General features: G+C 73.5%; 11 protein-coding genes. 3 read left to right on the top strand and 8 right to left on the bottom strand.

Annotated features, from left to right (window positions below; all coding sequences use genetic code 11):
• Window positions 1-145: 145 nt before the first annotated feature.
• The 3 genes from ACZ7DY_RS30070 to ACZ7DY_RS30060 all read right to left on the bottom strand — a co-directional run bounded on the left by ACZ7DY_RS30070 (window position 146) and on the right by ACZ7DY_RS30060 (window position 1,466).
• Complete coding sequence (locus ACZ7DY_RS30070; RefSeq protein ID WP_471140679.1) at window positions 146-598, bottom strand: barstar family protein; 453 nt, start codon at window positions 596-598, stop codon at window positions 146-148.
• Window positions 595-1,014, bottom strand: coding sequence for a guanyl-specific ribonuclease (locus ACZ7DY_RS30065; protein WP_471140676.1), 420 nt, complete (start codon window positions 1,012-1,014; stop codon window positions 595-597). The genes ACZ7DY_RS30070 and ACZ7DY_RS30065 overlap by 4 nt, the downstream gene beginning before the upstream one ends.
• Before the next feature lie 95 nt (window positions 1,015-1,109).
• Window positions 1,110-1,466 (bottom strand): hypothetical protein, encoded by a 357-nt coding sequence (locus tag ACZ7DY_RS30060; RefSeq protein WP_471140674.1) that lies wholly within the window; start codon window positions 1,464-1,466, stop codon window positions 1,110-1,112.
• 482 nt (window positions 1,467-1,948) lie between these two features.
• On the opposite strand from ACZ7DY_RS30060, the gene ACZ7DY_RS30055 reads away from it, so the two are divergent.
• A complete protein-coding gene (locus ACZ7DY_RS30055) occupies window positions 1,949-2,278 on the top strand; it encodes a MerR family transcriptional regulator (protein ID WP_471140671.1) in 330 nt (109 codons plus the stop codon).
• A 168-nt stretch (window positions 2,279-2,446) separates the two neighbouring features.
• Here the strand turns inward: ACZ7DY_RS30055 and ACZ7DY_RS30050 are convergent, their stop codons facing one another.
• The 4 genes from ACZ7DY_RS30050 to fmt form a co-directional block, all read right to left on the bottom strand.
• Complete coding sequence (locus ACZ7DY_RS30050) at window positions 2,447-3,499, bottom strand: sugar-binding transcriptional regulator (protein ID WP_471140668.1); 1,053 nt, start codon at window positions 3,497-3,499, stop codon at window positions 2,447-2,449.
• A gap of 78 nt (window positions 3,500-3,577) precedes the next feature.
• The gene (gene rpe / locus ACZ7DY_RS30045) at window positions 3,578-4,264 is read right to left on the bottom strand and encodes a ribulose-phosphate 3-epimerase (protein WP_471140665.1); all 687 of its coding nucleotides are present in this window, start codon (window positions 4,262-4,264) and stop codon (window positions 3,578-3,580) included.
• A 227-nt stretch (window positions 4,265-4,491) separates the two neighbouring features.
• Window positions 4,492-5,946 carry an RsmB/NOP family class I SAM-dependent RNA methyltransferase gene (locus ACZ7DY_RS30040; protein WP_471140663.1) on the bottom strand — a complete coding sequence of 485 codons (1,455 nt, stop codon included), beginning with the start codon at window positions 5,944-5,946 and terminating at the stop codon, window positions 4,492-4,494.
• A gap of 33 nt (window positions 5,947-5,979) precedes the next feature.
• On the bottom strand, window positions 5,980-6,924 hold the full coding sequence (fmt, locus tag ACZ7DY_RS30035) for a methionyl-tRNA formyltransferase (protein ID WP_471140660.1): 945 nt from the start codon (window positions 6,922-6,924) through the stop codon (window positions 5,980-5,982).
• A gap of 307 nt (window positions 6,925-7,231) precedes the next feature.
• On the opposite strand from fmt, the gene ACZ7DY_RS30030 reads away from it, so the two are divergent.
• On the top strand, window positions 7,232-7,798 hold the full coding sequence (locus ACZ7DY_RS30030) for a hypothetical protein (RefSeq protein WP_471140657.1): 567 nt from the start codon (window positions 7,232-7,234) through the stop codon (window positions 7,796-7,798).
• Window positions 7,799-8,580: 782 nt separating this feature from the next.
• Here the strand turns inward: ACZ7DY_RS30030 and ACZ7DY_RS30025 are convergent.
• On the bottom strand, window positions 8,581-10,752 hold the full coding sequence (locus tag ACZ7DY_RS30025; protein ID WP_471140655.1) for a primosomal protein N': 2,172 nt from the start codon (window positions 10,750-10,752) through the stop codon (window positions 8,581-8,583).
• 224 nt (window positions 10,753-10,976) lie between these two features.
• Here ACZ7DY_RS30025 and ACZ7DY_RS30020 point away from each other — a divergent pair, with 224 nt between their 5' ends.
• Window positions 10,977-12,269 carry a helix-turn-helix domain-containing protein gene (locus ACZ7DY_RS30020; RefSeq protein ID WP_471140653.1) on the top strand — a complete coding sequence of 431 codons (1,293 nt, stop codon included), beginning with the start codon at window positions 10,977-10,979 and terminating at the stop codon, window positions 12,267-12,269.
• The last annotated feature ends 6 nt before the right edge of the window (window positions 12,270-12,275 follow it).

The raw sequence follows: 12,275 nt of genomic DNA, 5'->3' as shown, positions 1-12,275 counted from the left end.
GCCCCCGGACAGTTAGGCCGAGGGAAAAGCACGTACTTCATTGTCCCATGCCGCCGGGGTTGTACGGCCTGGGATGATCACCCAGGCGGGCGACGGGGCCGGTGGTCGGATCGTCCAAGCCGGGCAGCGAAGCGGAACGCTCGGCTCAGGGCTCGCGACGCTCCGTGCCCGCCGGACCCAGCGCCAGGACGATCTCCAGTCCGGTCTGCGCGCCCCGCCAGTGCTCGACCGCCGCCGTGAACACCTCCTGCGCGGTCCGCCACTCCTCCGGCGCCACCTCCGCGTACTCCTGCCACGCGGAGACGACGAGCAGCCGCCCGCGGGCGCGAGGGGCCCACGACAGGTCGGTGAGGCAGTCCGCGAGGGCGTCCCAGTTGCGGCCGAACCAGTCGGGCAGGCCGAGGCCTCGGGCGCAGCGCTCCATGAAGGCCGCCTTGTCCGTCACGCCGGCCAGGGAGAGCGTCGCGGTCGTCCAGCCGGCGCCGCGCGCGGCGTCGAGCACGGGCGCGAGCGGATCGGGGGCGGGCGGGTTCGGCGTGTGCGGGCCGGGGCCGGGTGCGCCGTCGGTTCCGTCGGTCTTGTCGGTTCCGTCGGTCATCGCCTCAGCACCGCCTTGAAGGACGCGTAGTGGTCATCGGTGTAGTAGATCTCGCCGCCGCTCCCGGTGACGATCCGCCGGGCCCCCCGGTCGCGCTCACCCGGCGTGCGGACGGTGTACTCGTGGTAGTAGCCGCGCTTGTGCTGCGGCAGCTCCCGCTCGAAGTTGCCGAAGACGGCGCCGTCCTTCTCGTACGGGAAGGGGCCCCCGTCATCGATGCGGCGCAGGGTCCGCCGGGCCTCGGCGGGCAGCCGCTCGGCCTGGACCGTGGACATGCCACGGGCCCACGCGGGGGCGGAGGCGGAGGCCGACGGGGAGTCGGGTGCGGTGGAGCCGCCCGACGAACATCCCGCGACGAGCAGGACGAGGCAGGCGAGCAGCACCGCCGACGCGCGGGAGACGATCCGGGACACCATGGGACAGATGCTGCCATGACGCGAGCCTCACGGCTCCCGCTGTCCCGCCGCCTCCACGCCCTCCGCGCTCCGCTCGCCCGCGCTCTCCTACTCCTCTACTCCTCTTCCTCGGGCTCGTTCTCGAAGTGCAGGGCGATGGACCGCAGCACGTCCGCGGACGACACCTCCGTGTGCCCCTCGTCGTGGACTTCGGCGAGCTGCGCGAAGGAGAGGGCGAAGGCGGAGGTGATCTGCTCGATGACGGGCCCCAGTTCCTGGCCCACCACCGCCGCGACCTCGATGGGGGTGGCATCGGCGGGGATCTCGATGCGCGGCAGCATCTCCTCGAGCATCGCGCCCACCGCGCCGCTGTTGTCGATCTCGCCGTCCGGGTTCTCGCGGGCCTGCCGGCGCATCTCGAGCGCCTCGGTCAGGATGCCGACGACTCTTTGCATGATCTCGCGCTGCTCCATGCGGTGCAGCCTAGACGGGCCGGGCGGCTTCATGCCCGCAAGTGCCGCCGCCCACCCCCGACTCCGCTCCGGCTCCGCTCCGGGCGACTGGCATACGAGCACAGGTATGACAGAAGTACGGACCCCACCCCGCGAGAAAATCTGTCCTGGCTGCGGTAGACATTGCCCCACGCCGGAGCTACTGTTTTTCCCGAGCAGTACCCGCGGTATCCAGTAGTGCAACCGAGTAAGACATATGAGGTAAGGAGCAGACGCCATCAGGATCGCCCGAGCGCGGAGGACAACCGCTCGGGTACCGCAGACCCCGGATTGGAAGGTGGTCCCCGGTCACGCAACCGCGATCCCCGCACCTTCGCCCCGTCGGGCGGACCAGCGGAAAAAGAAAGCCGGCGCAGTCAGCCGGTAGATGGTGTTGAAAGCTCGGGGCCCGGGTGCCGGTACGGCACTCGGGCCCCTCGACGCGTCCCTGAAAGAAGAGGTCTATGCCCCCTCGCAGTACCCGCCCCGTCGACAAACTCGACGACGACGACTATCCCGCCTACACCATGGGGCGTGCCGCCGAAACGCTCGGCACCACCCCCGCCTTCCTGAGGGCCCTCGGCGAGCACCGCCTGATCGTCCCCCTGCGCTCCGAAGGCGGCCACCGGCGCTACTCCCGGTACCAGCTGCGCATCGCCGCCCGTGCCCGCGAACTCGTGGACCAGGGCACCCCCATCGAGGCCGCCTGCCGCATCGTCATCCTGGAAGACCAGCTCGAAGAGGCCCAGCGCATCAACGAGGAACTGCGCGCCCAGCGCGTCGGTTCGACGTGACGCCGTCCCCGGCGATCCGCCGGCTGTCCCACCGACCGACCCGCTGACCGACCCGCTGTTCGGGCAGGTCCCGGCCCTGGCGTGACAGCCGCGGCGCCGGGACCGGACCGCACACCGCCCGCAGGGGCGGTGCCGAGCCCTGGACCGGCGTCCGGGGAAGAAACCGGCTCAGTTGCCGTCGGGGTCCGCCCGGTTCAGCGCGGGCCGCGGCGGGGTCCCCGCCACCAGCAGCTGATCGGCGGCCGCCGTGTCCGTCACCAGGCTGGTGACGAGCCCCGACCGCAGCACCGCGTCGATCGCTGCTGCCTTCCGCTGGCCCCCGGCGATGGCGACGACCTCGGGAATACGCCGCAGCCGGTCCGCCTCGACCGTGATGCACCGCTCGCCGAGGTCCCGCCCGACCCGGCGCCCCTCCGCGTCGAAGAGGTGCGCGGACATCTCGGCGGCCACGCCCAGCGAGGCGTAGTGCGCCCGCTCCTCGTCGCTGAGCATGTCGTGGACGGTGGAGATCCCCGGCTCCCAGGAGCCGATGGAGACACAGGCGACCGTGACCTTGTCGAAGTACTCGAAGGCGCGGGCGATGCCCGTCTGGTTGCGCAGCGCCGCCGCGGTGGCGGGGTCGGGCAGCAGCATCGGCGCGTAGATCGGGTGCGCCTCGCCGCCGGAGACCTGGGCGGCGCGGCGGACGGCCTCCACGGAGCCGCGCTCGGCGGTCCCGGCGTCGTACACGCCCGTCAGCTGCACGACCGTGCACGGCGGCAGCTGGTCGAGCGCCGCCGCCATGTGGATCGTGGAGCGGCCCCAGGCCAGGCCCAGCACGTCGCCCTCGTTGACCAGCTCGCCGAGGAGGTCCGCCGCGACCTCACCGAGGTTCTCCGGATCGGGCGACTCGTCGATCTCGTCGGCGGGGGCCGGCGACTCCACGACGACGGCATGCCGCAGGCCGTAGCGGGCGCGCAGCGCGTCCGAGCGCTCCGCGTCCAGCTCGGCGGGCACCCTGATCTCGATCCGCACGAGATCCCGTTCGAGGGCGGTCTCCAGGACCCGGGCCACCTTGAAGCGGCTGACGCCGAACTCCTCGGCGATCTGGATCTTGGACTTGCCCTCGAGGTAGAAGCGGCGGGCCATGGCCGCCGCCTGCACCAGCTCCGCGGGTCCCATCCGCATGGCTGACCGACCCGCCGACATGGCCGACACGGCGCTCTCCTCACTGCTGTTCACAAACTGGGTTCGCCGTTCATCCTTGCAGATCCGGCCTAGTTGATCAGCCCTGAAGGACTGCGTTCACGTTCCCGTGGCTCAGTGGTCGCACGCCCAGGCGCTTGACGCGGTCTTTGCCTCGGCTTGGGCGCGCAATGAACGTACCGCGTCCGCCGGATCCTTGGCGCCGTAGACGGCCGAGCCGGCGACGAAGACGTCCGCCCCCGCCTCGGCGCAGCGCTCGATCGTCTCGGCCGAGACACCGCCGTCGACCTGCAGCCACATCTCCAGGCCGTGCTTGCCGATGAGGTCACGGGTGCGGCGGATCTTGGGCAGCATGATGTCCAGAAAGGCCTGCCCGCCGAAGCCCGGCTCAACGGTCATGATCAGCAGCATGTCGAGCTCGGGGAGCAGGTCCTCGTACGGCTCGATGGGCGTCGCCGGCTTCAGCGCCATGGAGGCGCGGGCGCCCTTGGCCCGGATCTCGCGCGCGAGCCGGACCGGGGCTGCCGCCGCCTCCGCGTGGAAGGTGACGGACCCGGCGCCCGCCTCGACGTACTGCGGGGCCCAGCGGTCCGGGTCCTCGATCATGAGATGGCAGTCCAGGGGCGTGTCCGTCGCGCGCGCGAGCGACTCCACGACCGGCACCCCGAGGGTGAGGTTCGGGACGAAGTGGTTGTCCATCACGTCGACGTGGAGCCAGTCGGCGCCTTCGACGGCCTTTGCCTCCTCGGCAAGACGGGCGAAGTCCGCGGACAGGATGCTGGGGTTGATCTGCACGGCCATGCCCCAAGCCTGCCATGCCCGGCGCGCGTTGCTGACCGCGGTCCACGGCGTGGGCACGGCGGCCCGCGCACGCACCCCTCTGCCCGCGCACGCACCCCTCTGCCCGCCCAATCGCCGTCCGCCTGATCTCGGCGTGCCCGGTCGTCGTACGTCTGTCGTCGTTCGTACGTCCGGTCCGGCCGCGTCACCGGTGTCCGGGCGGCCCGCTTCCGGGAGCGGGAGCTCCGTCAGGCGGTCCGCCGGATCAGCGCCAGATACATCGCGTCCGTCCCGTGCAGATGTGGCCACAGCTGTACGTCCGGCCCGTCCCCCAGCGCCGGGACGCCCGGCAACAGCGGGCGCGCGTCGAACAGTTCGGCGCCACCCGTCTGCTTGAGGACGTCGTCGACGACGGCGCGCGTCTCGGCCAGGTGCGGCGAGCAGGTGGCGTACCCGACGACGCCGCCGACCCGCACCGACTCCAACGCCGTGCGCAGCAGCGCGCGTTGCAGCGGGGCGAAGCCGTCCAGGTCCTGCGGACGGCGCCGCCAGCGGGCCTCGGGGCGGCGGCGCAGGGCGCCGAGACCGGTGCAGGGCACGTCCATCAGGACGCGGTCGAAGGTGCCGGGGCCCCACGGCGGGCGGGTGCCGTCGGCCGCGATCACCTGGTACGGGCCGGGGTTGCCGGCGAGCGCCTGGGCGACCAGGCCCGCCCGGTGCGGCTGCTTCTCGGCGGCGAGCAGGGCCGCGCCGCGCTGGGACGCGAGGCCGGCGAGCAGGGCCGCCTTGCCGCCGGGGCCCGCGCAGCCGTCCAGCCACCTCTCGTCGCGCCCCTCCAGCGGGGCGTTCGCGAGTGCGAGCGCGACCAGCTGACTGCCCTCGTCCTGCACGCCCGCGCGGCCCTCGCGCACCGCGTCCAGGGAGCCCGGTTCGCCGCCCTCGCTGAGCCGTACGGCATACGGCGACCAGCGGCCCGGCAGCGCGGAGTCCTCGCCGACGGAGTCGAGGAGTTCGTCGGCCGTGGCGCGGCCGGGCCGTGCCACCAGCGTCACCTCGGGCCGTTCGTTGTCGGCTTCAAGGAGGTCCTCGATGCCCGCGCGGCCGCCGCCGAGCGAGTCCCACAGCGCCGAGACGACCCAGCGGGGGTGCGAGTGGACGACGGCCAGATGGTCCTCGGCGTCCTCCTCATACGGCGGCGCGACCCGCCGCACCCATCCGTCCAGGTCGTCCTGGGCGACCTTGCGCAGCACGGCGTTGACGAACTTGGCCCGCCCGTCGCCGAGCACCACGCGCGCCAGCTCCACCGAGGCGGAGACGGCGGCGTGCGTGGGGATGCGCGTGCCGAGCAGCTGGTGCACGCCGAGGTTGAGGACGTCGAGGACCGGCGGGTCGACCTCGCGCAGCGGCCGGTCGATGCAGGCCGCCACGATCGCGTCGTAGGTGCCCTGGCGGCGCAGCGTCCCGTAGACCAGTTCGGTGGCGAGCGCCGCGTCCCGCGCGTCGAAGCCGTCCTGCTTCTCCCTGGCCTTGCGCAGCAGCGGGGGCAGGACGAGGTTCGCGTAGGCGTCGCGCTCGTCCACGGCCCGCAGCGCCTCGAAGGCGAGGAAGCGGACCGGGTCCTTCTGCGGGCGGCGGTAGGGCTTGCCGGACTTCCCCGGCTTCCCTGCCGGCTTACGGGGACGCCGGTTCGGCTGGTCGTTCACAAGGTGCTCCGCTGCTGGGTGGGTCGAACCCACCTAGCCTACGTCGACCGCGCCGACCCGCTCGCCGGGGGCGATCCGCACCCCGCGCGCCCAGTCCGCGCCGCGCATCGGCTTCTTGCCCTGCGGCTGGACCCAGAGCAGTTCGACGGCGTGCGATCCGGAACCGACGTACACGTTGTTCTTCGCCGCGGACAGCTCGCCGGGCGCGAGGTCGGTGCGGTCCTGGACGAGCGCCGCCTGGATGATCTTCAGTCGTTCGCCGCGGAAGACGGTCCAGGCGCCCGGGGCCGGGGTGCAGCCGCGCACCACGCGGTCGACGCGCAGGGCCGGTGCCGCCCAGTCCACCTGGGCGTCCTCGACGGTGATCTTCGGGGCGAGGGTGACGCCGTCGTTCGGCTGCGGCACCGCCTGCAGGCTGCCGTCCTCGATGCCGTCCATGGTCGCGACGAGCAGCCCCGAGCCCGCGAAGGCGAGCCGGGTGAGCAGGTCACCGCTGGTGTCGGTGGGCCGCACCGCCTCCGTCACCGTGCCGTACACCGGCCCGGAGTCGAGGCCCTGCTCGATCAGGAAGGTGGAGGCTCCGGTGATCTCGTCCCCCGCCATCACCGCGTGCTGCACCGGCGCGGCACCGCGCCAGGCGGGCAGCAGCGAGAAGTGCAGGTTGACCCAGCCGCGGGCCGGGACGTCCAGGGCGACCTTGGGCAGCAGCGCGCCGTAGGCGACGACGGGACAGCAGTCGGGCCCGATCTCCCGCAGCCGGGCCAGAAACTCCTCGTCACGCGGCTTCGCGGGCTTCAGCACCTCGATGCCCGCTTCCTCCGCACGCTCCGCCACCGGACTCGCGACGAGCCGGCGGCCGCGGCCCGCGGGCGCGTCCGGACGGGTCACGACGGCGGCCACCTCGTGCCGGTCGGAGGCGATGAGGGCGTCGAGGGCGGGGACGGCGACCTCGGGAGTGCCTGCGAAGACGAGCTTCACGGATGGGTACCTCGGATCTCTGGGCTGGGGTCAGGGACGGCGGCCGGGGGTCAGGGACGGCGCCGGGGTCAGCGACGGCGGCGCACCAGTCTATGGGCCGCCCCTCGGGCCCGCCCGGGACGGTCCGGCCGTGGCGCGCGGTTGACGCCGTCGGGGGCGTACGAAACGGCGCGCGCCCTGTGCATATGCACATACGCCCCTGCACCGTGACCCCACACGAACTAGCGCGTTGGTCAAGAAAGAGTTGACCACAACGGGCCCAGGACGCGGCCCGATCCTTTTCAACGCCGGTTCGAGAGGCTTGTTCATGGCCGACCACGCAACCCACGACGCCCAGGCACGGGCCAGCCTGCACCTGCTGGTGCGGGACATCGAGCGGGTCCGCCGGCAGGTGGACGCACTGCGTACCCTCACCGCCCAGCTCGGCAACGTCTACCGCCCGCGCCGCTCCAGCCCGTCCGCGGGCTTCGTCGTGTACGGGCGGGCCCCCGCCCCGACCGTCCGCCTCGCCCAGGAACTGCGGGACAGCGTCGAGACGCTGGTCACCGCCGCGGTGGACTTCGACCGCTCGCTCGGGTTCTCGTGGGACGCGGTGGGCTCGGCCCTCGGCGTCACCAAGCAGGCGGTCCACCGCCGTTACGGCGCGCGCCGCGCCACGACCCAGGCGGCGGCCGAGGCGGAGCGCGCCACGGACACGCCGACGCCGACCGTGACCTCCACGGCCACGGCGACGGCTCCGCGCCCGCTGCCGGTCGGGGTCCCCCTGCCGTCCGTCCCCGCCGCCCGCGCGATGCCGGCCCAGCCCACCGCGGGCAGCCCGGCACTCCGCGAAGAAGCCCGCCCGAGCGCCTTCCCCGGCCCCCGCAACGGCTGACCCCCACCGGCCGTCGGCCGCCACCCCCAAAACCGCTGTCCCCTCCCCCTCCGCCAAGGACGAGGGGACAGCTCACGCCCTCCCCATAGGCAGCTCGCGCCCGCCGCGTCAGCAGCCCACGCCCGCGCCGTCAACCGAGCCCGGCCGGGCGGTCGATGGCCGGGACTCGGCGACTTGCGACCGGGCAGCCAATGACCGGCGGGGCGACAACCTGCGACCGGGCAGCCAACGAACCGCCCACCCAGCCGAGCCCCAACCGATCAGCCGACGACCGGCGGGACGGCGACCTCCGACAGGGCAGGGCAGACGACGCCGGCCCACACAGCCGAACCCCGACCGATCAGCCGATGACCAGTGGGATGGGGTCCTGCGACCGGGCAGCCAATGGCCGGCGGAGGCGACGACCTGCAACCGGGCAGACGATGAACAGCCGGACTGCGGCCCCGACCGAGCAGCCGATGACCGGGAGTCGGCGACTTGCGACCGCGCAGCTAATGACCGCCCACCCAGCCGAGCCTCGACCGATCATCCGACGACCGGCGGGACGGCGGCCTGCGACCGGGCAGACGATGACCGGAGGGGGCGACTCCCTGCGACCTGGCAGCCGATGAGCAGCAGGCCTGCGGCCTCGACCGGGCAGCCGAGGACCGGCGGAACAGCCGCCCCAGACCGATCAACCATCGACCGGCCGAACAGCGCCCCCGACCGATCAACCCACAACCGCCCGAACAACCACCCCCGCCCGATCAGCCCATCACAGCGGACGAGCGGCCCCCGCCCCCTCACCCGATGTCCGGCGGGTCCACCCGGATCCTGACCGGCTCGCCCCCCGCTTCCCGGGCGCCCTTGGCCCCCCGGGCCATCCGTGCCGCCTGCGCCACCTTCAGCGAGGCGGCGAGTGCGGCTCCGCTGCCCGGGGGGACACGGATCAGGACCCGCTCCACCTGCTCACCCGCCGGCGCGCCGCCGCCACGGCGGGTGGGCCCGGGGCCGCCGGCGTCCCGTACCGGGACGGGGCCGAGGACCACGGCGTCCCGCGGCAGTTCGGCGCCGGCCAGGAACTCCGAGAGCGCCTCGGGCGGCCCGGAGACGGCCGCCATACGCGACACCGGCGGGAACCCCAGCTCGGCCCGCTCCGACAGCTCCCGCACCGCGTGGCCGACGGGATCCCACCGCACCAGCGCCTGTACGGGCCGCAGGGTCGGCTCGGCGACGACCGCGACCGTGCCGCCGGCCCCCTGGGGACGGACGAGCGAGGCCGCCGAGATCCAGCGCCGGAGCGCGTCCTCGCCCGCGCGCAGGTCGGGCCGACCCAGCATCGCCCAGCCGTCCAGCAGCAGCGCGGCCGCATAGCCGCCCTCGGCCACGGGCTCGGCCCCCGGCGTGCTCACCACCAGCGCCGGCGTCCCCGGCACCGTGTCGAGCACCTGCTCACGCCCCGAGGTCCGCACCGGCACCGCGGGGAACGCCCGCCCGAGCTCCTCGGCGGTCCTGCGGGCGCCCACGACCTGGGCCCGCAGCCGGAAGCCGCCGCAGGATTCGCAGTGCCAGGCGGCCTCATCCACCCCGCACCAGCCGCACCGCAGCGCGGCCCCGCTCTCCTGGGCCTCCAGCGGCCCGGCGCACCGCCGGCACCGCGCGGGCTCCCTGCACCGCTCGCACGCCAGGCGCGGCACATACCCGCGCCGGGGCACCTGCACGAGAACAGGCCCGTGCTTCAGCCCTTCCCTCGCCACCTGCCAGGCCAGCGTGGGAAGCCGGGCGGCCCGTGCCGCCTCGTCCCTGGCGAGGTCCCCGTCGCCGACTGTCCGCACCAGCGGCGCGGCTCCCCGCACCTGTTCGCGGTCGGCGACGAGCGGCGCCGCCCACCCGCTCTCGACGAGTTGCGCGGCCTCCACCGTGCAGCTCCAGCTCCCCAGCAGGAAGCCGCACTTGTCCCGGGAGGCCCGCAGCTCCAGCACCTCCCGGACGTGCGGGAAGGGCGCGCGGTCATCGCTGTGGTTGGAGTCCCCGTCGTCCCAGACGACGACCAGGCCAAGGTCCCGTACCGGCGCGAACATGGCGGCCCGGGTGCCGACGACGGCCCGCACGGATCCGCGCCGGACGGCGAGCCACTCCCGGTACCGCCGCTCCTGCCCCGCGTCGGCCGTCAGCAGCGCATGCTGCCCCTCGCCGAGCACTTCGGTGAGCGCGGCGTCCACGCGCGCGGCGGGCCGCCCGGTCGGTACGACGACGAGCGCGCCGCGGCCCGAGGCGAGCGTGGCCCGCACGGCGCGGGCGATCTCCTCGGCCCACTCCGGCCCCGGCAGCGCGGTCCACACGGCACGCGGCGCACCTCCCGAGGCCAGCGCCTCAAGGAACTCGGCCCCGTGCCCGTACCGCCGCCAGCTGCCCGGTTCAGGCGGGGAAGGCGGGGCGGGGGGCGCGGGCGACTCCCGCGCCTCGGCCCGCGCGTGTCGGGGCGGGACCGCCAGTTGCAGTACATCGGCGAGGCTGCCCGCATACCGGTCGGCGACCGCGCGGGCCAGCTCCAGAAGTCCGGACTCCAGCACGGGTTCGGGCGACACGACCTGGGCGAGTGCGGCCAGCGGCCCGCTGTAGTCACTCTCGGCGCGCCGCTCGACGATGAACCCGTCGATCAGCCCGCCCCCCTCACGCCGCCCTTCCCGCACGTTCCGCGCGCCGGCCCCGAACCGCACCCGGACCCGCACCCCCGGCTGCGCCACGGCATCCAGCTCCGCGGGCACGGCATAGTCGAAGTACCGGTCGAGGTGCAGCACGCCTTTGTCGACGAGCACCCGGGCGACGGGCAACTCCCCGGCCAGGGCCGCCCCCCGCCACGTCCGCGGCTTGGCCCTGGGCACCTTGGCCCGGCGCACCGCGTCACGAATGAGCGCAAGCTGCTCCGGCTCCTCGGCCTCCCCCACCTCGAACCCTTCGTTCTCCCTGCTCACAGCTGCATTCCTACCAGACCGCACTGACAGCGCCGCGTGCCCGCAGCCGGGGCGGCAGCCGGCACCCGTGGCCGATATCGCTTTCTGGACACCCGCACGCCGGTCGGCTTCCCTCCGGATGAGGAAACGGGAAACCGCACCATTCACCTTGCTCGGCCCTGTCGGCCGCCGCACGCTGATTCGCGGCGCTCAACGACCGTCGGCCGGGAGTGACGGAGGTCGAAGTGCTGGAGCATCCGAACGACTTCGGACAGGAATTGCGCGTGCGGCGGATGGCCGCCGGGCTCTCTCTCGAACAGCTCGGGCAACGCGTGCATTACAGCAAGAGCCAGCTCAGCAAGGTGGAACGCGGACTCAAACGGCCGACCACGGAGTTGGCCCGGCTCTGTGACGCGCAACTGGTGGCCGGGGGCGACCTGGCCCGGCTCGTACCCGCACGACGTTCACCTTCGCCACTCCCCGGCCCCGGTCACGACGATGAGGTGTGGTTGATGCATCTGAGCAAGGACGGTTCCAGTTCGTTCCAGCCCGTGAAACGTCGCAGCGTCATCGCCGCCGGTGCGTCGGCGCTGCTCATGCGAGTGAGCGACGAACCCTCGCCGTCGCCCTCCGAAGCCGGAGCCTCGACCGCCCTGGACGCGTCGCGCCTGCTCTTCGACCAGTTCCGGCGCCTCGGGCAGGCCTCCGGTCCGGGCAGCGTGCTTCCACCGCTCATCGCACAGACACACAGCCTGGAGCAGCTCGCCGTCCACGCCGAATCCCGCGCGCGACGCGAACTTCTTCTGCTCGCGTCACGGTACGCCGAGTACGTGGGATGGATGGCCCAGGAATCCGGCGACGATGCGGCGGCCCTCTGGTGGACCGAGCGCGCGGTCCAGCTCGCGGAGGCCGGGGCGGACAAAGGGCTCGCCGCCTACGCGTACGTCAGGCATTCACTGATCAGCCTGTACCGAGGGGACATCGCCCACGCGGTGCAACTCGCTGCGCATGCCCTCAGCTGCAACGCGTCATTCCGTATCCGTGGGCTCGCTGCCCAGCACCTTGCGCAGAGCGCAGCGGTCGACGGGGACTACGACACGTGCATGCGCAGTCTCGACCAGGCGCGTGATCTCCTCGCCCGGGACGCCGCCGAACCCGACCGACCGGTACTCGGCGCTTCCCATGTGCCGGACGTGGTCGCGATGTTCAGGGGCTGGTGCCTGTACGACCTCGGCCGCCCCCGGCAGGCCGCCGCCCTGCTGGACGTGGAGACGGAACAGATTCCGGAGCACGCCTTCCGGAGTCGGGCCCGCTACGGCGTCCGGCGCGCGCTCGCCCACGCCGCGGCCGGCGACATCGAGCAGGCGTGCGCCGTGACCCGGGAGGTCCTTCCCGCGGTGCGTCTCATCCACTCCGCGACGGTCGCCGTCGATCTCCGTCGGCTCTCTCACACGCTCGGACGCCACATCCGCAATTCCGCGGTCCGGGCACTCGCCCCGGAACTCACCGCCGCCATCAACCGCACCTCCGCATCCTAGAGAGGA

This window comes from Streptomyces sp. NPDC037013 (assembly GCF_055607265.1).
Note: the sequence above shows the minus strand (reverse complement) of the source record. Positions and strands in the feature narration are given on the sequence as shown.